This window comes from Nocardia testacea NBRC 100365 (assembly GCF_000308775.1).
Lineage (GTDB): Bacteria > Actinomycetota > Actinomycetes > Mycobacteriales > Mycobacteriaceae > Nocardia > Nocardia testacea.
In genome coordinates, this window is the sequence record NZ_BAGJ01000263.1 from 1 (window position 1) to 21,848 (window position 21,848).

The window sequence follows — 21,848 nt, forward strand, 5'->3', positions numbered from 1 at the left end:
GGCGCTCCCGCGGTTCCGGTGGCCGATGACAGGCAAGGGCGACCGAACCGTACGGCACGACCGGGGGGAGACCCAGGTCCAGAATCATGGCGAGCATTTCTCGCGCAGCGAGATTCTTTGCCGCCGACCGTTTCTCGCCGGAAAAGTAGGGCCGGGCCGTGCATTCCGCGCTCACCTCGCCCACGTTCGCCGCAGGCCGACAGCTGCCGAACCCGTATCCGGCACAGCGGGATTCTCCGCCGCGGTGACCCGGCCGGCTCTAATCGGCCCGGCCCGATACCCGTTCCACCACCACGAGCGGGATCTCCCGTTCGGTCTGCTGCTGATGTGCGGCCATATGCGGGAACCGTTGCTCCAGCATCGCGAACAGGCGCTCGCGTTCGGGTCCGGCGGCGGTGTGCGCGGTACCGGTGAACAGGTCGATACCGGCCGGGGTGGGCCGCTCGATGATGACCTGCGGTTCGGCCACCAGGTTCCGGTACCACTGCGGGTGTTCGGCCGCGGCCATATCGGATGCCCACAACACGGTTCGATCGTCGCCGTCGGTCAGGTAACCGAGCGGCACGACATGCTGCCGCCCGCTGCGCCTGCCGACCGTGGTCAGTAGCACGAGATCGGACCCCTTCAGCATCCCGTCCATCGTGATCTTCCCGTCTCCGGCACGGAAGTTCTCGACCACGGACCGATTGAACGCACGCATATCACTCGGCAACGACATCTGCGGAATATTAGTCCTCGCCGCGCCCCGTCCGGCGGGCCTGCCCGGCGTCCCGCGCAACCGGAGCCGCCGACACCGGCGCGCGGCCGGTACTTCGTCGGGAGTCTTCCGCGAGTGCGGCGGCCAGATCGCCGAGCCGGCCGAAGGGGTCCGCCGGAGCCGGTCGAGCACCTTTCGTCCGGCCTTCGCTGTGCGGGACCGAGCCGGGGACCGCCGGGGTTCAGCTCGCCGGGCGCTCCCGAGCCGGGGTAGCGGCGCGGGCCGCCTCCTGGAAGTCGACGATGGCGCCGCCGTGGTCCCGCGCCCAGTCGGTCAGCACCTCGATGGGCTCGACCAGGGTCCGGCCGAGGTCGGTGAGGCTGTACACGACCCGCCGTGGCGCTTCGGCCCGGCGTTCGACCAAACCGTACTGCTGGAGCCGGCGCAGTGTCTGGGTGAGGACCTTGCGCGAGATGCCGCCGATGAGGTCGACGAGTTCGCCGTGCCGGCGCGGCCGATGGCTGAGCCCGAACAGCACGAGCACGGTCCATTTGTCGGAGATGATCTCGACCGCCAGGCGGGTGGGGCAGTCGGCGAGAAAGGCCGGTCCGGCGGTGTTCTGCATGGGATTCGAAGGTACCAGGAGGTAACGCAGGGTTCCGTAGCGTTTTCCGGAGTAGGAATTCAGCGCCCGATGCGGAGGAATCACCATGCCACGAGTCGTCGTATTCGACCGGTTCGGCGGACCGGATGTCATGTACCTCGTCGAGGAGCGGGCCGTCGCGCCCGCGGCCGGCGAGATACGGGTCAGGATGGAGGCGTTCGCCGTCAACCCGCTCGACCAGATGATGCGTTCCGGTGGCCTGCCCGCCGCCGTCGACCTGCCGCACGCTCGCCTCGGCGTCGAGGGAACCGGCGTCGTCGACGCGGTGGGGCCCGGGGTCACCGAACCGCAGATCGGCGACCCGGTGATCCTCACCGCCGTTCCCGACGCGAGCGTCCGGGGTAGCTACGCCGAATACACCACCGTCCCCGCGAGCCGGGTCATCACCCGGCCCGCCGGTCTGGGCGTCGTGGAGGCGGCGGCGATCTGGGTCGCGTACTCCACGGCCTACGGCGCGCTCGTCGAGAAGGCGGGGATGCGTCCCGGCGACCAGGTCCTCGTCACCGCCGCGTCCGGCGGTGTCGGCCGGGCGGCGATACAGATCGCGAACCAGATCGGCGCCGTGCCGATCGCTGTCACCCGTCAGGCCGCGAAGCGGGATGATCTGCTCGCCGCCGGTGCCGCCGCGGTCATCGCCACCGACGAGACCGACATCGTCGAAGCCGTCCGCCACCACACCGGCGGAACCGGCGCCGATATAGTCCTCGACCTCGTCACAGGCCCCGGACAGCAGGATCTGGTGGCGGCGGCCCGCCCCGGCGCCACGCTGGTCGCCGCGGGCTTCCTGGACCCTCGGCCCACCCCCTTTCCGGTGGGTGCACCGCTCACGATCCACGGCTACCGGAGTTTCGAGCACACTCTCGACCCGGTGGTGGTGAAGCGGATGGCGGCCTTCCTGAATGCCGGTGTCCGCCTCGGTGCCCTGCGGCCCGCTGTCGACACGGTGTTCGCCTTCGACGAGATCGTCGAGGCACACCGCCACCTCGAGAAGGGGGTCCACGCGGGGAAGATCGTCGTCACGGTGTAGCGGAAGTCGATCGCCCGGCCGGCATCGCCGACGCCGGTCGGCGGCGTGTGCAGGGGTTACGGCGCGAGGAACTCGCGATCCCGGTCGGGCGGATCCGGTGACCGCGAGTTCTGACCGGTGCCGAGCGATTCGCTCGGAGTCTCCGGCTCCGCGTGGACGCCGGTCGAACGACCTCAGTCGGCGAGGTAGCGCAGCAGGACCGCCTTGTCGAAGATCCTCGTCTCGGCCAATCGGAGCTGTACGCAGGTGTTCAGCAACGGGAAGAACGGAGTGCCGCCGCCGAGCACCACGGGCATGACGAACAGCTGGTACTCGTCGATGAGCCCATGGGGCATCAGCGAGGCCGCCAGGCTCGCGCCCCCGACCTCCATGACGCCGTCGCCTCCGGCCTTGAGCCCGCGGACCTCCTCGACCGCATTCTCGCTGATCAGCGTGCTGTTCCAGTGGACCTCGGTGAGTGTCCGGGAGAAGACGACCTTGGGCTTCTCCGTCCACAGTGTGGCGAACTCGCGCTCGATGCGCGGGGCGTCCGCGGGTACGTGCGGCCAGTAGTCCGCCATCAGCTCGTACAGGCGACGGCCGTGCAGCGAGATCTCGACATCGCGGAAGCGGTCGTTGTGGAACTGGTGCAGCTCGTCGTCCGGGTGGGTCCAGTCGATGCCGCCGGCGCTGTCGTTGATGTAGCCGTCCACAGACACGCTGAAGCCGTAGATCAGTCTCCTCATGATCTGGAGACCTTCTCCGCGCCCGAAACTCATCGGTGCTCGCAGCTGCCGAATCGGTCTCGGACCGGGGGCCGGTGGTGATGGCCTGGGCGGGCACCGCACAGGCTGTGTACCGGTGTGTGGCCGACCTGATAACCCACCGATCCGAATGTGATCTGCAACATACTGCATTCGATCGATTGACCTCAATATTTATTGAGGTTTCAGGATGTACTCATAAGCCTCACGGCTCCACCACAGGAGATCAACATGAGTACCTCGACCACCCGCACCGCTGCCCGCATCCCCGCACTGAATCGTCCCGTCGCCCTCTTCGGCGCGCTCGGCGCCGCGCTCGTGGCCAACCTCGTCATCTGGCTGATCGGTGCGGCCGCCGGTGGCACGTTCGAAATGACCGATGCGGGCCGGGTGCAGAGTGTGGCGCCCGGCGGAATCGTCCTGATGACCGTGGTGCCGATGCTGATCGGTCTCGGCGCGGCAGTACTGCTGTCCTACAAGTGGATCGGTGTGCTGCGCGTCGCCGCGGTGATCGGCTCGGTGCTGGCCGTCGCCACCATCGCCATGACCGTGCGCGCCGATTTCGACACCGTGTCCACGGTCGCGCTGGCGATCACGCACCTGACGCTGGTCCCGGCCCTCGTCGTCGCCACCGAGGGCCTGCGCCGCAAGTTGCTCGAAGGGTGATGTGCCAGAACGACAAGGGCCCGCATTTGGATGCGGGCCCTGCGGGCCGATTCCGTCCAACGCTCGCCCCGCCGTCGCGCAGGTGGCGTCATCGTGTTCGAGGCGCGGTCACCTCCAGGCGCTCGCGGTCCCAATCGGCGGCATCGGCGGCAGCCGCGTAGGTGGAGCGGAGGAACTCCAGCACGGTCGCCTCGGGATCGTCGGCGCTGCGCACGGCCTCGTAGGGAAGCAGGAACTCGTGGACGGCGGCGTCGTAGTAACCGGCCCGCGGCCGGATCGGAGTGTCCGCGTACCCGTCGGGCTCGGGGTAGGCGTAGGCGTAGAAGCTGCCCTCGGCCGAGCCGCCGGGCCAGAACCCGCTACTGGCCAGCTCGTGTGAGTAGCCTTCGACCATCACCCAGTCGGCGCAGTTCGGCGCGCCACCCGGATGCGGTGGAGCGGTGCGCCCCGAGAAGCGCGTGTAGGCCAGGTCCATCGCACCCCAGAAGAAGTGCACGGGGCTGGCCTTGCCGGTGAATTCACCGCGGAACCGGTTCAGGACGCGGTCGGCGGCCACCAGCTGACGCCAGAACGTATTGGCGTGGTCGCGGTCGTAGGCGGCATGCGTGGTGTCCTCGGCGAACGGAATCGCGTTTTCCACTTCGACCGGGCGGGCCAGGATCGCGATATCGATACCCAGCGCGTGCAGGGCGCTCATCACTTCTTCGTAGAACGCGGCCACGGTCTGCGGCTCCAGATTGACCCGGTGCCGCGCGCCGGTGCAGGACCGGATGTGTAGCTGGTGGTCGATGAAGTCGAATTCGATATCGAAGGTCCCCCGGTCGTAGGGGATCGCCGAGGTGGTCAAACCGCGGGCGGAGACGTAGAAGGTCACCTGCCACCAGTGGTTGACCATCGGTGCGCGGGCCAGGCGGAGTTTGCCGACGATCTGCATCCACATATGCAATGTGTCGCGGGTATCGGCCCAGTCGTCCACCCGTAGGCCCGGCCAGACTTCGTTGGATGTGGTGCGCATATCCGTCCCTTCGGCTCGGTGGACCCGGGGTCGGGTGGGCGGCGGCGCATCAGGCTCCGGCCATCGCCCCCTCACCGCGCAGGACCGTGCCGAGGCGGTCCGGGAATACCGCGAACACGTGATCGAGCTGACCGGGCGACATCATCCGGCCCAGCGCGGAGGTGACGCAGCCGGCGGTGAACGAGACATCGCCCGCCGGGATGCCGGCGCGCTCGGCGAATTCGTCGACGAACTCCGCGACGCCGTGGTGCCCCGGTACCCGGCTCGGTACCCAGCCCTCGTACCAGATGCCGCGCAGGAAATCGGGTAGCTGGGCCGTGAGATGGGCGGAATTGGGCACACCTATCCGGTCCCGGACGGTATGCATCCATGCGCGCAGCGCACGTAGTGCGAACGTGAGATCTTCGGTACCCAGATCGTCGGCGACGGCCCGCAACCAGGCGTGTGCGGTGTGCATGCCGGCGGCCAGGGGATCATTGTGATGCGTCATGGTGCGCCTGCCTTCCGAGTGGCCGGTCCGATGCGCGGTGCGATACCGTAATTCTACGGCCTAACCAGCGGGAACAGCAGGCTCGATTCCGGCCTCCACGGCGGCACGGAACGGTCGACCCGCGTGCCCGCGAGGTGCCGGCGCTCCCCGCTCGGCCGCCGGATCCGGTGGCCGTGTTCCGGCTTGCACCTGACGTAAGGTCAGGTCCTACCGTCGGCGTCACCGGCGCACGGTGCGCCGGTGGAAGTGGGATGAAACGGATGGACCAGCAGGGCACAGAACGGGTGTGGAAGGTCGGCGAACTCGCGGCCGAGGCCGGTTTGACGGTGCGAACGCTGCACCACTACGACCGCATCGGGTTGGTCTGCCCGGCGGAGCGGACCGGCACCGGCCACCGGCTCTACACCGCCGGCGATGTCGAGCGTCTGTACCAGGTGCTGGCCCTGCGTCAGTTGGGCCTGGGCCTGGACCAGATCTCCGGCCTGCTGGACGGCACTGTGGCGATGGCGCAGGTGTTGTCTGCCCATCGCGACTTCCTGGCCGCGCAACTGGCTGCGACCCAGGAACTTCATGCCCTGGTCGCGGCGCTGGCCGCTACGGCGGAGAGCAGGCCGGACGCATCCGCGGATCACTTCCTGGAATTGATCAGGAGGACCGTCATGGTCGACGACACCTTCAAGGAGTACTTCACCGAGGGGCAGCTGACGCAGCTCGCGCAGCGTCGCGAGGAGCTCGGTGACCAGCGTATTCGCCGAGCCGAAGCGGACTGGGCCGTGCTCATCCCGAAGGTCGACGCGGCGATCGCCGCGGGAATGGACCCGTCCACCCCCGAGGCGCAGCAGATGGCGGCGCAGTGGATGGATCTGCTGGAGGGGTTCCACGGCGGTGACCCGGGCCTGCGGGACAGTCTGTACCGGATGCAGGCCGGCGAGGCCGATCGGATCGAGAGCGAGTTCTGCGGACCGTCACCCGCGCAGATCGAGTTCATCACGGCCGCGAACGCCGCCCGCGGATAGCGGCCTCGGCAGGCGCCGGCCGTCGATCGGGACGCAGAACGGCCGAGGTTACGCACGCGCCGGTGCGCGGGAAGCCTTCCCGCGCACCGGGCGCAGTGCCCGAAGTCCGCGCGCGAGAACATGATCGGCACGCCACCCGATCCACGCGACCGCTGTCGGGCCCCGTCGGCGGACGAAGTCGCGCACCACAGTCCGCACGGTGCGGATAGGTTGGTGGCCATGCTGCTCTGGATAAACGGTCCCTTCGGTGGGGGAAAGACACAGACCGCGTTCGAACTGCACCGCAGGCTTCCCGGCAGCGTTGTGTGCGACCCGGAATCGGTGGGATACGGGCTGCACCGGATGATGCCGCCGAAGCTCCGGACCGATTTCCAGGATTTTCCGAGCTGGCGGCAGGGCGTATTCGAGGTCCTCGACCATGTGCTCCGCGAACACGACGGCGTGGTGATCGCCCCGATGACCGTCGCCGACCCCCGGTACTTCGACGAAACGGTCGGACGGCTGCGCGAATCCGGCCACGATGTCCGGCATTTCGCATTGCTGGCCCGCCGGGAGACAGTGCTGGACCGGCTGCGCGATCGTGGGCTCGGCTTCGCTCCCGTCCTGCGGGCGGCCGGTCAGGGCGATCTGCTGCTGCGCGCGGAACAGTTCGCCGTGGACAAGCTGGACTTCTGCCTCGAACAGTTGAGCCAACCCCGGTTCGCCGACCATATCTGGACCGACACGACCCCGGTGCCCGCGGTCGCCGAGCGAATCGCCGACACCGTCGGCGTGACACTGACCCCCGACACGGACGGCCGGCTGCGAGGCAGGCTCCGCCGCATGGCCGTGACAGTCCGCAGTGTCCGTTGGTGAGTCACGCCGTCGTCGAACATCGATCAGGTATCGGTCACACTCGAAGCTCGTGGAACGGGGTAATGAATCCGAGCCGGTGCACGATCATCCGTGCATGACGATCGCACGGAAATTGGCCACCACAGCAGCTACCGGTCTCGTCGGTGCGGCAATGGCCGTGACGGCGCCGGGCGTCGCCACCGCCGCGGACCCCTGCCAGCTCGGGGTGTCGAATGTCGGGCCCCGGACCTGCGCCGTGAACGAGGTCCGGACGGCCCCGGCATGGACGGTCGGCAACGGTGTCTGCGTCGGTATGCTGAGCGCCGCCGGAGTCGCCTACGACGGCCCCCTGGACCGATACCATGTCTTTCCGGGGACTGCCCATTCGATAGAACTGCGGATCACGCAGGGTTTCTCCCCGCTCGGCGAGTGGGCGCCGACCCTCCTCGCCTGTGACGTCACGGCGATCGTCGACTGGCGCAACCTCGACACCGGCCGCAGCGGCTCGGTGAGCCAGTTCATCCCCGCGGGCCACACGAGTACCCGGCCCTTCTACGTGCATGTGGACTCGGGCCCGGGACGGGTCTCGCTCACCGTGCGCACCGACCGGCCGAGCGTTCCGGCGACGGCCGAGGTCTTCGTGCCCTGACCTCGCACGGTATCGACAGTCCGGTGCGCGCTCGGCGACCCGGCCGGCGAGGCTTGCAGGTGACGTAGCGTCATATGCCAGGCTCGCTGACATGCCCGGCCGTGACGGAGTGGAATGGATCGCCGTGGGGGATGCCGCGCGGCGGTGCGAGACCACGGTGCGCACGCTGCAGTACTACGACCGGATCGGTCTGCTGGTCGCGGAACGCGATGAGAGCGGACGCCGGCGCTACGGCCCGGAGCAGCTGGATCGGCTCCGCCGGATCCAGCTGCTGACCAGTGCGGGGCTGCGCCTCGACGAGGTGGGCGCGGCGCTCGACCGGCAGGCCGGGCTGTCGATGGTCGAGACCTACAGCGAACAGGTCCGGATGCTCGAGATCGCGGAGCTGCGGTTGCGGTGTCAGCGGATCGTGCTGGCCGCGGTGACGCAGGTCCTGCGGGAACATCCCGAGGCCCGGGTACCGGCCGGGGTCGTCGCCGCCACCATGAGCCTCGACCGCACGCTGCTGCGCCACCCGGGTGTGGAGAACACGGGCGCGCGTGCACCCGAGGGCCTCGATATCGACGTGGAGCGGGTGATCACCACCTACTTCGCCTGGAAGGCGCTTGCGGTCCAAGCGCTGTTGCTGGTGGAGAACGACGTGCCCGCCGATTCGCGTTCGGGCCGTCGTCTCGGGCGGGAATGGCAGGCGAGCACCGAGTACGCGCTGCGGGATCAACCCGCCGGAACCGGTGAGCTGTACCGCGCGATGGAACGGTCCGATCACCGCTGGCCACCGGAAGACCGTGTCCTGCATCGGAGAACAAAGGATTTCCTGGATCAATGTCTATTCGTCGTGCAGCAGAGGTGACCACCGACATGTCCGATGAGCGTGCCCGGGACGAACCCGGACGAGGTGTGGAATCCGCCGCCGGAGCGGTCGGCGGCAAGGCGACCTCGCGGATCGGCCGGTCCCGGTCGCGGCCGCGCGGAGTATTTCGGGTCGTTGCCGCCCTCGTCGCCGTGGCGACCCTGGTCTGGCTCATTCTGCGGGACACCTCGCCGGTGGGCCATTTCGACTCGGCCGCCGACAAGGACCGCTACCTGGACGCCTACCACGAGGCGATGCGGGAGATGCCCGAACCGGAGCGTGTTCTGGACGTGCGGACGAGCTACGGCATCGTGCGGGTGTACCGATACGCGGGCCCCGCGGAAGCCGGGGAACGGGAACCATTTCTCCTGCTTCCCGGAACGCGATCGGGCGCACCGGTTTTCGCCGCCAATATGGCGGGCCTGCTCGCGCAGCGCGCGGTGTACGCGCTGGACCTGCTGGGGGAACCGGGAATGAGTGTGCAGGACCGTCCCATCGAAACGCACGCCGACCAGGCCCGCTGGCTACACGAGGTCCTGGTCGCGCTGCCCGAGAAGGGGTTTCACCTGCTCGGGCTCTCGATCGGCGGCTGGACCGCGGCCAACCTCGCCGTCCACGAACCCGAGAAGGTCGCCGGCCTGATCCTGGTGGAACCGGTGCAGACTTTCGCCGGGCTCTCCACCGAGTTGATGATGCGGTCGATCCCGGTGAGTGTGAGCTGGTTCCCGAAGTCGTGGCGGGACGATTTCAACAGCTGGACCGCCGGCGGCGCACCGGTCGAGGACGAGCCGGTCGGCCGGATGATCGAGGCCGGGATGTCCACGTACACGATGAGACAACCGCAACCGAGCCGGATCGCGCCGGAACGGCTCCGAGCCTTGCAGATGCCGGTCCTGGCGATCATCGCCGGCGACTCGCCGATGCACGACAGCGCCGCTGCCGCCCGGACCGCCCAGGAGAATCTGCGCCACGGGACGGTGAAGGTCTACCCCGGCGCATCCCATGCGATCAACGGCGAACAACCGCAGCGGATCGCCGCCGATATCGCGGAATTCCTCGCAGGCTAGGCGCCGCCGCCTCGCGGGTCGCCGGTATCGCCGCCCGGACGCCCTGCTTGTTCTCGGGCACGCTGACCCGTCGATTCCGCGATCTCGGGTAGTGCGCCCAGTAATGCCGCCAGCTTCGTCAAATGCGCGGGGCGTTGCGCGGATCGCCAGATCAGCGCCATTCGGGACTCCTCGTCGAATCCGGTGACGCGCACATAGCGCAGGTCGGCGCGCTGGTTGCGCTCGGCCACCGGACGGCAGGTCAACATCGCGTACCGGCCGGTCGCGGCCAGCGTCATCCCCTCCTGAAGGGTCGCCACGCGGACCGTACCGGCGATCTGTTTTCCGAGCGGTGTGAAGCGCGGGAAGTGCACATCACGCCAATACCGGGGCGCGGGCCCGTCCACCGATACCAGGTCGACGTCCGCCAGCGCTTCGGCATCGATACGCTGCGCCCGCGACAGCGGATGATCGCGGCTCACGGCCAGCATCCGCGGCGCGGGTGGGAAGGCGAACGCGACCGCGAGCCCCGGCTCCCGGACCGGGAGCAATGCGACGGCGGCATCGATATCGCCGGTCAGCAACGCACCGAACGGGTCACCGAGCGGGAGTTCCCGCAGCGATAACGCCACGCCCGGGTTCTCCTCGGTGAATCGGGCCAGTGTCCAGGTGATCGTCTCGTAGGCGAGGCCCTGGAAACCGATCCGGACGGGCGTGGCCCGCCGGGCCTCCTGCCGAGCGTTGTCGACCAGCTCGATCAACCGGGTGTAAGTGGGGCGCACCGAATCCACGAACGCCGCGCCGCTGTCGGTGAGCTCCACCCGGCGGCTGGTGCGTGCCACGAGCTGTGTCCCGATCTTGCGTTCCAGCGCGGCGACGAGCTGGCTGACCCGGCTCTGCGATATCCGCAGCCGCTGTGCGGTCCGGCCGAAATGCAGTTCCTCGGCCAGTACCAGCAGACATTCCAGCTCGCGGACGGGAAGGTCCGGCATCCCGCTCCCTCCGGCGATCGATGAGTTCAGCTGATCGAACAATGAGCTGATCACTGTTGTTCCGCCCCGGCGGGCATCCTTGACTGGATCCATGTCCACTGTGCGTGAATCGCGAGCACCCGCCGTCGAATCGGGCGGCCGCTGGTCCTCGATCGCTGTCCTCGCCCTGTCCACATTTCTCGTTGTCACCTCGGAGATGCTTCCGGTCGGCGTGCTGACACCGATGTCCGAAGGGCTGGGCGTCACGCCGGGAACGGCCGGGTTCAGTCTGGCCGTCACCGGGATCGTGGCCGCGCTGGCCGCACCGCTGGTCTCCCGGCTGATCGGCGGCGCGGATCGGCGCCACGTCCTGGTGGTGGCCGCGCTGGTGCTGGCCGCCGGTAATCTGATCACCGCGCTCGCTCAGGGATTCGCCGTGCTCGCGCTCGGCCGCGTGGTCGTCGGATTCGCCATGGCGACGGTGTGGGCGCTCGCGGCGGCACTCGCCACCCGGCTGGTCGACGCTTCCCGCGCGGGGACGGCAGTGACAACGGTTGTCAGCGGCGTCGCGGTGGCGTCGGTCCTCGGGGTGCCGCTCGGTACCTTCCTCGGTGACGTGGCGGGGTGGCGCAGCGCCTTCGGCGCACTCACGCTGGCAGCTCTCGCGCTCGCCGCCGGACTCACCGCGCTCCTGCCCGCGCTACCACCGGAGCAGGACCTCGGATCGAGCCGGAATTCCGGTTCTCTGCTGGCCGTGCCGGCGGTGCGCCGCGGACTGATCGCGGTGACCCTCCTGGTCACCGCACATTTCGCCGCCTACACCTACGTGCGGCCCGCGCTGGAGGAATTGTCCGGCGTGCACGGCGCCGGTATCTCGCTGCTGCTCCTCCTCTACGGGCTGTGCGGGATCGCCGCGAACTTCGCCGCGGGTGCCGCTGCCGCGCGCCGCGTTCGGTCGACAATGCTCGTCCTGGCGATCGGCATCACCGCCGCCCTGCCGGCGCTGCCGCTGGTGGGCACGACCCCGCTCGGCGCCGCGGTGGTGCTGGTGCTGTGGGGGTTCTCCTACGGGGGCGTCTCGGTCTGCAGCCAGATCTGGGCAGTGCACGCCGTGCCCGACCGGCGCGAAGCCGTCACCGGTCTCTTCGTCGGTGCCTTCACCGGCAGTATCGCGCTGGGTTCCTTCCTCGGGGGAGTGATCCTCGACAGTCTCGGCTTATCCGTGCTGCTCTGGGTGTCGGCGGCTGTGGCGGCCGCGGCCGCCCTGGCCACGGCGCCGGGCGGGGCCGTGGGCGCCCGATCCGGTAGCGTCACCTGAGCCGCGCTGCACGGAGGCGGACGGAGGCGTTCGGGTGTGTTCGACCGATCGAGAGTAGTCCGCGATCCGAGTGCACCCGACCCGCGGCAGGCCCACCTCGTCCCCTCCGAGGTGTTCGGCGAACCCGACGGCCGAATCGCCAAAGACGTTGGACCATAACGATTCCCGGTAGTATGCGCCAGCATGCCCACACAACGAATGCCGGGCCGTAGGGCGGCAGGCCGAAAGGGACACCACGTGGCACCGTGCACGGGAGTCAGGCGTTGAGCAATTCGGATCCGGGTTCGCCGGGCGAATCCCTGATCGCGCACGAGTCCCCGATATCGGCCGGCTCACGTATCCGGCTGGACACCCCCTCGTTCGCGGCCGACCCACACCGTACCTACGAAGACCTGCGACGCCACGGCCCCCTCGTACCGATCGAGCTTTCTCCGGGTGTGCCGGCGACGCTCGTGATCGGCTACCAGGTGGCCATGCGGATCCTCAACGACGAGGCCCATTTCCCCGCGGACCCACGCCGATGGGAGAAGACCGCTCCCGCGGACTCCCCGATGCTGCCGATGCTGGGTTATCGCCAGAACGCGCTGCGGACCGCAGGGTTGGAACACGAGCGGTACCGGCGCACCATCATCGCGGCACTGGACACCGTCGACATGCACAGGGTGCACGGTGCGGTCGCTCGGGCCGCCGAGGCGCTGATCAACGACTTCTGCGAGCGCGGTACCGCCGACCTGAGAACGGACTACGCGTATCCGTTGACCTTCCGCGTCCTGAGCGAACTGATGGGGTTTCCCGAAGACGCCGCGGCCGAGGCCTACCACGGTATGGCGGCCATGCTGGAGGGGGTGGGCGCCGAGGAGGGGCAGCAGCGTTTCGTCCAGGCTCTGATCGGAGTCGTCGAGCAGAAGCGGGCGGCGCCGGGCCAGGATCTGACCTCGGAGCTGTTGCAGCACCCCGACGAGCTCGACTCCATGGAAATGGTGAATCAGGCCGCCCTCCTGTTCTCGATGGGCACCGAGCCGACCTGCAATCTCATCCTCAATGCGTTGCTGCTGTTGATGACCGACGAGCAATACGGCGGTGAGGTCCTCAGCGGCGCCATGGACACCCGGGATGCTATCGACGCGGTGCTCTTCGAGGATCCGCCGCTGGCGAACTGGTCCGTGAGCTACCCCAGACAGCCGCAACTCATCGACGATATGTGGCTGCCGGCCGATCAGCCGGTGGTCATCAGCCTGGCCGCGTGCAACAACGACCCGGCCGTCGCAGGCGGGGACCGGAGAGGAAACCGGTCGCACCTCGCGTGGGGAGGCGGCCCGCACGGCTGCCCGGCCCAGACCCTCGCCCAGACGATCGCCGCGCAGGGCATCGATCTGCTGCTCGACGCCCTACCGGATATCCGTCCGAAAATGCCCGCGCGGGAACTACCTTGGCGCCAGGGCCAGTTCCATCGCGCGTTGGCGGCACTACCGGTCGAATTTCCGGCCTGCCCGCCGATGCGTCTGGCCTGACCAGGGCGGCATCGGACACCACGCGGTGACGGGCGCCCCACGCGTCCGTCACCGGCGGCGCCCCGGTCACCGCGTCAGAGTGAAACCCGCGTAGTGGTCGGCGGCGACCTGGTCGCACTTTTCGCGATAGGCGCCGACGCCGCCGATGTAGGCGTACATCACCCGCGGCTTTCCGGGCACATTCGATCCGACGTACCAGGAGTCCACCTTCGGATACAGCGTCAGATCGCCGGCTTCCCCGACGTGGCGCGTCCATTCCTGCTCCGCGTCGCCCTCGGCCTCCATGGTCGTGACACCCTCGGCCCGCATCACATCGATCGCGTCCGCTATCCAGTCGACGTGCTGCTCGATGGACACCAGCATGTTCGACAGGACCGCCGGGCTGCCCGGGCCCGTGATCGTGAAGAGGTTCGGAAAGCCCGCCACCGCGAGTCCGAGGTAGGTTACGGGCCCGTCGGCCCACTTCTCCCGCAGCGATGTACCGGCCCGGCCGCGAATGTCGACCGCGTCCAGCGCACCGGTCATCGCGTCGTAGCCGGTGGCGTAGATGATGTCGTCGAACTCGAAGCTCTCCTGCGTCGTCTCGAGTCCGGACTCGGTGACCGCGGTGAGCGGGGTCGCGGCGACGTCCACGAGCCGGACATCGGGGCGATTGAACGTCGCGTAATAGTCCGTACCCAGAACCGGGCGTTTGACGCCGAAGAGGCCCGAGGGCTGAAGTAGCCGGGCGACGGCCGGATCCGTCACGATCTCGGCGATGCGGTCACGGATGAACTGGGCGGCGGTCTCGTTGGCGGCTTCGTCGGTGAGGGTGTCGGTGAACCCGGTCAGCATGCTGACCAGTTCGCTGTCCTTGTCCTCCCACACCGCGCGGTAGAAGGCGTTTCGCTCCTCTTCGCTCACCTCGAGCGCCCCCGTGGTGGCCTCGGGCCGCGCGATGCCGAACGACGATTCCCGGTTTGCCTTGCGCACCTCGCGATAGCGCGATTTGATATCGCGCTGGAACTCGGGATCGATCGGGTGATTGCCGGCGGGAAGCACATAGTTCGCGGTCCGCTGGAACACGGTGAGTTGATCGGCCACTTCGGCGACGAGCGGAATGACCTGCACCCCGGAGGAACCGGTGCCGATCACCGCGACTCGCCGGCCGCTGAAGTCCACTTCCTGTTCGGGCCAGTTGCCGGTGTGGAAGCTGCGGCCCCGGAACGTCTCGATGCCCGGAACCTCCACCATCTTCGGCGCCGACAGGCAGCCTGTCGCCATGATCGCGAACCGCGCCGAGGCGACCTCACCCCGATCGGTCGTGATCAGCCACCGCGCGGCGGACTCGTCGTAGACCGCGGTGGTGACGCGGGTCCGCAACTGCACGTCCTTACGCAGATCGAAACGATCCGCGACGTGGTTGATATAGCGGAGCAATTCCGGCTGCGGCGGCAACTTCTCCGTCCACTCCCACTCCTGCTCGAGCTCGTGATCAAAGGAGTAGTTGTAGTACATGCTCTTCACATCGACGCGTGCGCCCGGATAACGGTTCCAGTACCACGTGCCGCCGAGTCCGCCACCCGCCTCGTACACCTGCACCGAGAGTCCGAGCTCGCGCAACTTGTACAGCATGTACAGGCCGGCGAATCCGGCGCCGACGACGACTGCGTCGATCTCGCGGGCCTCCTGCCCGGTCGAGAATGTGGAACGTTCCGCGGTCGTTGTCATCGTGGGACCTGCCTTTCCATGAGTCGCCGTGAGCGGGCACAGCGGTTCGGTTCGACTACGTGGCGAGTCGGCGGCTACCTGGCCGGGGGTAGAACTGGGCATGATGTGGCGGCCGGACGTCGCAGACGACGACACCGCAGAAGTTCTCGCCCCCTCATATCGCCGCGGCTCGTGATGTCACGAGCTCATCAGTGCGCGAACGAGACTCGCAGCGTTACAGTATTCCAGACCGACACAGGTTGCAGCTCGGCGAAAACTACTTGTGCGCCTTGAGGTTCCGTGTCTCCCGGCTCCCGTTGCCGGCCGGCGAGCTGTCGGAGAACATTCCGGCCGGACGGGAACACATCGGCTCCGACGGTCATCACCCGTGCTCGGCCGGGCTGTCACAGTCGCGCCGTCGGCGGTGGTGGCCGGGTCCACGGTCGACGCCGCCGCCGTGCTTCGTGCGGCCGGCCTTGTTGCTCGTCATCCGCCCCTCGTACCCGAGGCATCCCGGGGTGCATGCCCTACTTCGGTGCCCGGAAGCCGCCGATCTTCCGCTCGAGCAGTTCGGCCAGCCGCAGCGGGGTGCGGTCCTCGAACATCGGACCGATGAGCTGCACGCCCACCGGCAGGCCCTCAGGGGAGCGGCCCGCGGGTATCGCGGTGGCGGGCAGGCCGGGCATGGTGGCCATACCGGCCAGGACGAGCTGGTCGAAGTACGGGTACTCGACGCCGTCGATGTCGATGCGCCGGTCCTCCAGACCTCCGCTGTGGTCGTGCGGGAAGGCGGGCGTGGGCGTGATGGGGCACACCACGGCGTCGAACTCGGCGAAGAGCTGCCGCCAGCCGTGCCGGTGGAGTTCGCGCCGGTTGTTCGCCTCGACCCAGTCGCGATGACCGAGCACCATGCCGCGCAGCCGCGCCGCATCGAGAGTCCGGTCGTCCGCGTTCAGGGCGGCGGCACGGGTCCGCAGCTGTTCGTACACGTCGGCAGGAAGGCTCGCGGCGGCGTTCGACAGCATCAACAGCATGTAGAGCCTCGCCGCTTCGGCCTGATCGGGCAGCAGCGGGCTGCGCCGTTCGACCCGGGCGCCCTCGTCGACCAGCGCCGCGGCGACCCGGTTCACGCCCGCCCGCACCGCCGATCCGGTCGGAATGAGTGGATGGTCCTCGATGACCAGCACCCGGAAGTCCGACAGCCGCTCGTGGCGCGCGGGCGGCAGCGCGAGCTCGTAGGCGACGCCGTGGGTCAGCGGGTCCGGTCCGGCCATCACGTCGAGCAGCAGCGTGAGGTCGCGGGCGGTACGCGCCATCGGGCCGACGACGGCGAGATCCAGATCGACCGGCAGGGCCGGCCCGGGCGGCGCGACCATACCGCGGGTCGGCGCAAGCCCGAGTGTCGGCTTGTGCGCGTAGACACCGCAGAAATGCGCCGGGGTGCGCAGCGATCCGGCGAGGTCGGAGCCGATGGACAGCGCGCCGAATCCGGCCGCCAGTGCCGCCGCCGAACCACCGGAGGACCCACCCGATGTGCGGTTGTGATCCCATGGGTTGCCGGTGGTGCCGTAGATCTCGTTGAAGCTCTGGATATCTCGCAGGGTCATCGGCACATTGGTCTTGCCGAGGATCACCGCCCCGGCCGCCTTCAGCCGTGACACCTGCACCGCGTCCTCGGCCGGTATGTAGTCGGCGTACCGCGGTATGCCCCAGGTCGTGGGTAGACCGGCCATGTCGTAGGACTCCTTGACCGTCACCGGGATGCCGAGCAGCGGCCGATCCTCGCCGCGGGCACGCGCCTGGTCGGCGGCGCGCGCGGCGGCCCGCGCGCGATCGAAATCCGGTACACAGATCGCGTTGATCGCGCTGTCGTCCCGTTCGATACGGGCGATCGCCTCATCGGTCAGTTCCACCGAAGTCACTTCACCGGCCCGCAGGGCGGCCGCGAGTTGTTCGGCCGAATGAAAACTCCAATTCATGGAATCCGACGCTATTGGCCTGCCGGAAGGGGCATAAAATGCCGCTTCGCACAATGGAAAGCCCAAGGAAGCGGCCGCACGGGTGAAGTTACACGCTCATCCCGCCATCCGGGACGTCTTACCCCAGGTCACAGCGTCGGCTTCGAATCGACTCCATGAGCACGGGGCACGAGAATGCCGCGCCGCGCAACGGGATCGATATCTCAATTCTCGCGGAACGGCCACCACCAGCGCCGGCGGCGGGGGTGGCGCACAGTGATTGCGGCGTGCTCGATGCGGCCGGTGATCCGGAGCCGGGGCATCCCCGCTACCGGTGGGACCGCCTTGTTCGTGATGCGGCCCCACTCGGTGACCGTATCGTCGAGGTCGATGATCCAGCCCTGGGGCACGACGAATTCGACGCCGCCGTGTGCGGAGTCCACCTCGACCAGAATCTCCCGGGACCGCAGCACGGCAGTGCCGAAATCGAGTACCACTCTGCCGTGTTCGGAGTGCACGACGATCCGCGGTGGCACCAGCCAGGCGCCCTGCCGTACGAGTTTGCTGCCCTTCGAGCGCAGTACCAGGTGGTCTGCCGTACCACCGTGCGCGACAGGCGACAGGTCGGCGGTGATCACCTCCAGCTCCGATCTGGTTCTACTGGCGTACACGGCGGCGAGTCGCTCATCCAATTCGGTGAGGTCCAGCCGTCCGTCGGCGTGCGCCTGCTGGATGAGCGCGGCGGCGTTATCGCGTTCGCTGTCGGTGGCGCGCACCGCCGGAAGATTCTCGGGTGGTGGCTCTACCGTCATATTCGTCACCATAGCGGAGCAGTTGATCCGCCGGTTTCCGTTCCGGTGTGAGCGGTGTGGGGCCCGCAGTTCGGCTCGGCTCGCCGCGGTGCCGGGCTCGATGCCGGGGAGGGACAGGGGGACTGTAATGGCCTTATTCGGTGGTAGCCCCGAGAGGACGTGCCGGGACGCGTTCGGTCGCCCGCGCCGCGCTACGGAACTGCCCCGGAGCCTGCGCGCGTGCCCGGCGAAATGCTCGACTGAACGCGTAGACCGAGGTGTATCCCACCGAGCGGGCGATCGCGTCGAGGGAATCGTCGCTGTCCCGCAACCGGATCGCGGCCAGATCCATCCGCCATCGCGTCAGATATTCGGCCGGCGCGGTACCGGTCACCGCACGGAACCGCCGCGTCAGCGTGCTGCGGGAGAGCCTCAGCTCCGCGGCGAGTGAGTCGATGGTCCACCCCCGGGCCGGCTCCTGATGGAGTTTGGCGAGCGCATCGGTGACCACCGGGTCGGCCAGCACGCCGAGCCAGGAGTCGCGCGCCTCGTCCGGGCTCTTCGCCGACCAGACCCGTAGCAACTGCACCAACAGTATGTCGACCAGGCGGTTGAGTACGAATGCGGTCGCGATCTGCGGGTAGGCCAGCTCCCGCGACAGCAGCCGGACGGTGTCGTCGAGACAGTTGCCGCCGTGGTCGGCACTGATGTGCAGAACCTTCGGCAATGATGTCAGCACCTGCGTCGACACCGTGCGGTCGTATCGGTAACTCGCGCCGAGGATATGCGTCTGCACCGCACCGGCGCCCAACCGCAACACACTGCCCTCCGCCATGGCCGCGTCGCCGCCGCACCCGCCGCACGGGGCCAGCGGCACTCCGGGAGCACTGCTCAACGCGTGCGCTGCCCCGCTCGGCAACAGCACCACATCGCCGGGCATGAGCTGCTGTGCCTCCTCACCGGGCAGGCCCAGCCAGGCGGTGCCCGAGGTGACGGCATAGAACGCGGCATCGCAGCGCGCGTCCCACGAGATCCCCCAGGTGCCGCCCGCCTCGATGCGCGCACCTGCGGTGCCGCGGACGCCGCCGACCGCGAGTACCTCGGCAAGAACATCCATACATCCGATGATAATGCGACAATCAGATATGTTTCTGGCCGATTCTGCTATCGATCAATTCACTCTGTACCGCATATGGTCGAACCATGGCAGACGTGGACGAGATCATCAAGATGAACACCCAGGTCATCACCGAATTCCGGGAGAAGGGTGGCACCGTCGGCGGCATGTTCGAAGGCTTTCCGCTGATCCTTGTGCATCACAAAGGCGCGAAATCGGGCGTCGAACGCATCGCGCCGCTGGTCCCCTACCTGGAGGGTGACCGGATCTTCATCTTCGCCAGCTTGGGTGGCAGCCCGAAGCACCCCGCCTGGTACCACAACCTGGTGGCCAACCCGCACACCACCGTCGAGTACGGCACAGAGACGTTCCCGGTCACCGCTCGGGTGCTACCCAGGGCCGAGCGCGACGAGATCTACGCCAAACAGGTCGCCGTGCAGCCTCAGTTCGGTGAGTACCAGCGCAAGACCGACCGGGTCATACCCGTCGTCGAGTTGCAGCGGGCGGGCCACTGACGCGACGCTGCCTTGCATTGGCGTGGCGGTATCGAGCGGTTTCTGGTGACGGTTACCAGATATCAGCCCAGACGGGCCGTTTGGAAATGTCGAGCAATGCGGAATTCTTGTGGACGACGACGGGAACCGAGGCCCCGGCACTGAGCTGTTCGGCCAGTGCGCGCGCTCTCGCCTCCTGGAACTGAAGGTAGAAGTATTGCTTCTGCACGCGGGCTTCGCTGCTGCTCACCGGGTGTGTGAACTGGGCTTCGACCCGGACCCGCCATAGATCGAAGTCGAACGGCCCCCGATTGTGCTTGCGCTGTAGATCGGATTCGACCACCACCGCGGCCGCCGCATGCCCGATACGCCGCAGATAGTTGCGGCGTATCCGCCATGCCGCGCCGAGAACGAGCATCCACGCGCCGATACCCAGCACCGCGCTCACCGGGAGAAACAACGCCATGGAGACCGGTGACCCTGTCGCCCGGGCGATAACGGCGCCCAGGTTCAACGCACCGGCCATGAACGCCACTGCCGCTACCGGGACGCCGAGTGTCCAGACCAGTGACATCGGGCCGACCATCCTGCCGGACCGACCCATATCATCTCCTCGAACTCGACTGGCAATCCAACGATCGATATGACGCCGGAGTACGAACAGTGTTCAGCTCAGCGCCACCGCTGCTCGCCGGGATACTCGTCGAAGTCATCGGGCCAGTCGCTGGGCCCGACGACAGTTTCGCCCGTTCGTGGGCGACGGGTCGAGGTCGGAGGCGATGGCCGGGTGGGAGCCGGCGGCGGTGCGGGTACTCGCGGTGGTTCCGGAGTCCACGTCCAGGTGAACTGAGGCGAGTTCTTCATTTCGGCGACCTCCGGTGGCACCGGATTCGCCAGAGTCTCGATATCGCCCCAACGGCATTCACCGGTGGCTACTCGTTCGGCGTATGTTTTGAGCGCCGGGGACGCGGTGTCCATCGCCGCGACCATGGAAATGAACTCCTCCGTGACCTCGGTCGGTCCGTCGAAGAGCTCATCGATGTCCATACCGGCCAAACGGATCGTGGCCGTGCGCAGGTTATCTACCGCGTCCATGACCTTCCGGGCGATCGCGTCCACCGCGGGATCGATATCGGGTTCCCGCATACTGCCCCATTGTGGTTTGCTCACGCGTTCTCCCACGGTGCGGTGCCGGACCCGACGTCGTAGGACTGTGTGGGCCGGTTGGTGGTGGCTCCGTAATCCGCGATCTGTGCGATGTCCTGACCGACGGCCGCCGCGCGGGTCGCGTCATCGATCTTGCCGGTGACGGGCGCGACGGTCTCCTCCAGCTTCTGTTTCGCGTTCTCTCGCAGCTGACCCACCGGATCCTTGATTATGTCGAGCAGCCTCTTGAAGGCATCGGCAAGCTCTTTGATCTTGCCGACCACATCGATCGCGGCATTGACGAGGAGCCCGATATCCACCACCAGCTTGGCGATACGAGCAGCTCCGAGCCCCGGCACCGCCGCGGAAAGGATGTTCGCGACCGACTTGAGGGCGCCTTTGATGTCGTCGAAGTCGACGTACTTGTTGAGCATCCCCCAGAGCTTGTCGAGGATGGTCCGGATGCCGTCCCTGATCATGTCGGCGACCTCACCGGCGCAATCACTGACGACCCGGCCGACCGGGCCTTCCCATTTCATCGCCGCGATCTGCTTGATCGCCCAATCGTGAAAGGATACGGCGGCCGCGCCGTCCCAATTGGGTTGGCCGTTTGTGCTTCCGTCGATCCGCTTCACCCCGGATTCGAGGTTCTTACCGCAGGCCTCGATGCCATTGCCGGCGGCCTTGTACACCTCCCCGAGCCTGCGGATCTCGGACCAGTTTCCCGGAATCGGCTCCAGGCATTTCACGAGCGGGTCGTATTCGGTGCCTGCGGCCCGGGTGATGCTCTTGATGGATTCGTTCACGTTCCCGAGCACCGGGAAGACTTCGGCGATGAGACCGGCGAGCTCTTCTTTGTTCGCGGCAGGCGCCTCGAGTTTGAACGATTCCGGCTTGGGATAGGTGGCGGCTCCCGCATACTGCGCGGTGACGCCGATCTCCTCGGTGCTGTTATTCCCGGGGAGGGCAGACTCGGTGGCCGCGTTCAGCGCGGCATAGGTCTTCTGGTCCTGGTCGTGATACAGCCAGGCGGCCTTGTTGAGTTCCGTCCCGCTGCCGGTGGTGGTCTCGGCGAGCACCCGGTGGCGCTGGGACATCCAGTCCGCCGCATCGTTGATGGGGGCTACGAGGGTGTCGATGATCGGCCCGTGCAACC

The 21,848-nt window shown here is 67.8% G+C and carries 23 protein-coding genes; 10 read left to right on the forward strand and 13 right to left on the reverse strand.

Features of this window, described 5'->3' with window-relative positions:
- Positions 1 to 259: 259 nt before the first annotated feature.
- Together ON38_RS28425 and ON38_RS28430 are read right to left on the reverse strand one after the other, a co-directional pair.
- The gene (locus ON38_RS28425; RefSeq protein WP_039828147.1) at positions 260 to 718 is read right to left on the reverse strand and encodes a nitroreductase/quinone reductase family protein; all 459 of its coding nucleotides are present in this window, start codon (positions 716 to 718) and stop codon (positions 260 to 262) included.
- A gap of 220 nt (positions 719 to 938) precedes the next feature.
- Positions 939 to 1,322 (reverse strand): winged helix-turn-helix transcriptional regulator, encoded by a 384-nt coding sequence (locus tag ON38_RS28430; protein WP_039828185.1) that lies wholly within the window; start codon positions 1,320 to 1,322, stop codon positions 939 to 941.
- Between the two features lie 85 nt (positions 1,323 to 1,407).
- Here ON38_RS28430 and ON38_RS28435 point away from each other — a divergent pair, with 85 nt between their 5' ends.
- Positions 1,408 to 2,388, forward strand: coding sequence for a zinc-dependent alcohol dehydrogenase family protein (locus tag ON38_RS28435; RefSeq protein ID WP_039828148.1), 981 nt, complete (start codon positions 1,408 to 1,410; stop codon positions 2,386 to 2,388).
- Positions 2,389 to 2,561: 173 nt separating this feature from the next.
- On the opposite strand, the gene ON38_RS28440 is transcribed toward ON38_RS28435, so the two are convergent.
- The gene (locus ON38_RS28440) at positions 2,562 to 3,113 is read right to left on the reverse strand and encodes a dihydrofolate reductase family protein (RefSeq protein WP_039828187.1); all 552 of its coding nucleotides are present in this window, start codon (positions 3,111 to 3,113) and stop codon (positions 2,562 to 2,564) included.
- Positions 3,114 to 3,362: 249 nt separating this feature from the next.
- On the opposite strand from ON38_RS28440, the gene ON38_RS28445 reads away from it, so the two are divergent.
- Positions 3,363 to 3,797, forward strand: a complete 435-nt coding sequence (locus ON38_RS28445) for a DUF6069 family protein (protein ID WP_039828149.1) — start codon at positions 3,363 to 3,365, stop codon at positions 3,795 to 3,797.
- 88 nt (positions 3,798 to 3,885) lie between these two features.
- Here ON38_RS28445 and ON38_RS28450 read toward each other — a convergent pair whose 3' ends face one another.
- On the reverse strand, positions 3,886 to 4,812 hold the full coding sequence (locus tag ON38_RS28450) for a DUF5996 family protein (protein ID WP_039828150.1): 927 nt from the start codon (positions 4,810 to 4,812) through the stop codon (positions 3,886 to 3,888).
- Between the two features lie 49 nt (positions 4,813 to 4,861).
- Positions 4,862 to 5,302 carry a DUF2267 domain-containing protein gene (locus ON38_RS28455; protein ID WP_051165366.1) on the reverse strand — a complete coding sequence of 147 codons (441 nt, stop codon included), beginning with the start codon at positions 5,300 to 5,302 and terminating at the stop codon, positions 4,862 to 4,864.
- Positions 5,303 to 5,553: 251 nt separating this feature from the next.
- On the opposite strand from ON38_RS28455, the gene ON38_RS28460 reads away from it, so the two are divergent.
- The 5 genes from ON38_RS28460 (at position 5,554) to ON38_RS28480 (ending at position 9,718) form a co-directional block, all read left to right on the forward strand.
- Positions 5,554 to 6,318, forward strand: coding sequence for a MerR family transcriptional regulator (locus tag ON38_RS28460; protein ID WP_245564306.1), 765 nt, complete (start codon positions 5,554 to 5,556; stop codon positions 6,316 to 6,318).
- Between the two features lie 219 nt (positions 6,319 to 6,537).
- On the forward strand, positions 6,538 to 7,173 hold the full coding sequence (locus ON38_RS28465; RefSeq protein WP_039828194.1) for an AAA family ATPase: 636 nt from the start codon (positions 6,538 to 6,540) through the stop codon (positions 7,171 to 7,173).
- Positions 7,174 to 7,267: 94 nt separating this feature from the next.
- Positions 7,268 to 7,801 carry a hypothetical protein gene (locus tag ON38_RS28470; protein ID WP_245564308.1) on the forward strand — a complete coding sequence of 178 codons (534 nt, stop codon included), beginning with the start codon at positions 7,268 to 7,270 and terminating at the stop codon, positions 7,799 to 7,801.
- Between the two features lie 91 nt (positions 7,802 to 7,892).
- Positions 7,893 to 8,651 carry a MerR family transcriptional regulator gene (locus ON38_RS28475; RefSeq protein WP_039828151.1) on the forward strand — a complete coding sequence of 253 codons (759 nt, stop codon included), beginning with the start codon at positions 7,893 to 7,895 and terminating at the stop codon, positions 8,649 to 8,651.
- Positions 8,652 to 8,659: 8 nt separating this feature from the next.
- The gene (locus ON38_RS28480; RefSeq protein ID WP_083873172.1) at positions 8,660 to 9,718 is read left to right on the forward strand and encodes an alpha/beta fold hydrolase; all 1,059 of its coding nucleotides are present in this window, start codon (positions 8,660 to 8,662) and stop codon (positions 9,716 to 9,718) included.
- On the opposite strand, the gene ON38_RS28485 is transcribed toward ON38_RS28480, so the two are convergent.
- Positions 9,715 to 10,689, reverse strand: a complete 975-nt coding sequence (locus tag ON38_RS28485) for a LysR family transcriptional regulator (protein WP_083873168.1) — start codon at positions 10,687 to 10,689, stop codon at positions 9,715 to 9,717. The genes ON38_RS28480 and ON38_RS28485 overlap by 4 nt on opposite strands.
- Before the next feature lie 91 nt (positions 10,690 to 10,780).
- Between ON38_RS28485 and ON38_RS28490 the strand changes: the two genes are divergently transcribed.
- Positions 10,781 to 11,986, forward strand: coding sequence for an MFS transporter (locus ON38_RS28490; protein WP_051165368.1), 1,206 nt, complete (start codon positions 10,781 to 10,783; stop codon positions 11,984 to 11,986).
- Between the two features lie 263 nt (positions 11,987 to 12,249).
- Complete coding sequence (locus tag ON38_RS28495; protein WP_039828200.1) at positions 12,250 to 13,497, forward strand: cytochrome P450 family protein; 1,248 nt, start codon at positions 12,250 to 12,252, stop codon at positions 13,495 to 13,497.
- 66 nt (positions 13,498 to 13,563) lie between these two features.
- Here ON38_RS28495 and ON38_RS28500 read toward each other — a convergent pair whose 3' ends face one another.
- The 4 genes from ON38_RS28500 to ON38_RS28515 form a co-directional block, all read right to left on the reverse strand.
- The gene (locus ON38_RS28500) at positions 13,564 to 15,207 is read right to left on the reverse strand and encodes a flavin-containing monooxygenase (protein ID WP_039828152.1); all 1,644 of its coding nucleotides are present in this window, start codon (positions 15,205 to 15,207) and stop codon (positions 13,564 to 13,566) included.
- Between the two features lie 506 nt (positions 15,208 to 15,713).
- Complete coding sequence (locus tag ON38_RS28505; protein ID WP_039828153.1) at positions 15,714 to 17,165, reverse strand: amidase; 1,452 nt, start codon at positions 17,163 to 17,165, stop codon at positions 15,714 to 15,716.
- A 203-nt stretch (positions 17,166 to 17,368) separates the two neighbouring features.
- Complete coding sequence (locus ON38_RS28510) at positions 17,369 to 17,956, reverse strand: DUF1707 SHOCT-like domain-containing protein (protein WP_039828201.1); 588 nt, start codon at positions 17,954 to 17,956, stop codon at positions 17,369 to 17,371.
- A 133-nt stretch (positions 17,957 to 18,089) separates the two neighbouring features.
- A complete protein-coding gene (locus ON38_RS28515) occupies positions 18,090 to 19,052 on the reverse strand; it encodes an AraC family transcriptional regulator (protein WP_039828154.1) in 963 nt (320 codons plus the stop codon).
- Positions 19,053 to 19,138: 86 nt separating this feature from the next.
- Between ON38_RS28515 and ON38_RS28520 the strand changes: the two genes are divergently transcribed.
- Entirely contained in the window at positions 19,139 to 19,567 is a 429-nt protein-coding gene (locus ON38_RS28520) for a nitroreductase family deazaflavin-dependent oxidoreductase (protein WP_039828155.1), read from the forward strand.
- Positions 19,568 to 19,619: 52 nt separating this feature from the next.
- Here ON38_RS28520 and ON38_RS28525 read toward each other — a convergent pair whose 3' ends face one another.
- The 3 genes from ON38_RS28525 to ON38_RS28535 form a co-directional block, all read right to left on the reverse strand.
- Complete coding sequence (locus ON38_RS28525) at positions 19,620 to 20,120, reverse strand: hypothetical protein (RefSeq protein WP_245564315.1); 501 nt, start codon at positions 20,118 to 20,120, stop codon at positions 19,620 to 19,622.
- Positions 20,121 to 20,218: 98 nt separating this feature from the next.
- Complete coding sequence (locus tag ON38_RS28530) at positions 20,219 to 20,716, reverse strand: hypothetical protein (RefSeq protein WP_051165372.1); 498 nt, start codon at positions 20,714 to 20,716, stop codon at positions 20,219 to 20,221.
- Positions 20,713 to 21,846 carry a hypothetical protein gene (locus ON38_RS28535; RefSeq protein WP_157181963.1) on the reverse strand — a complete coding sequence of 378 codons (1,134 nt, stop codon included), beginning with the start codon at positions 21,844 to 21,846 and terminating at the stop codon, positions 20,713 to 20,715. The genes ON38_RS28530 and ON38_RS28535 overlap by 4 nt, the downstream gene beginning before the upstream one ends.
- Positions 21,847 to 21,848: the final 2 nt, after the last annotated feature.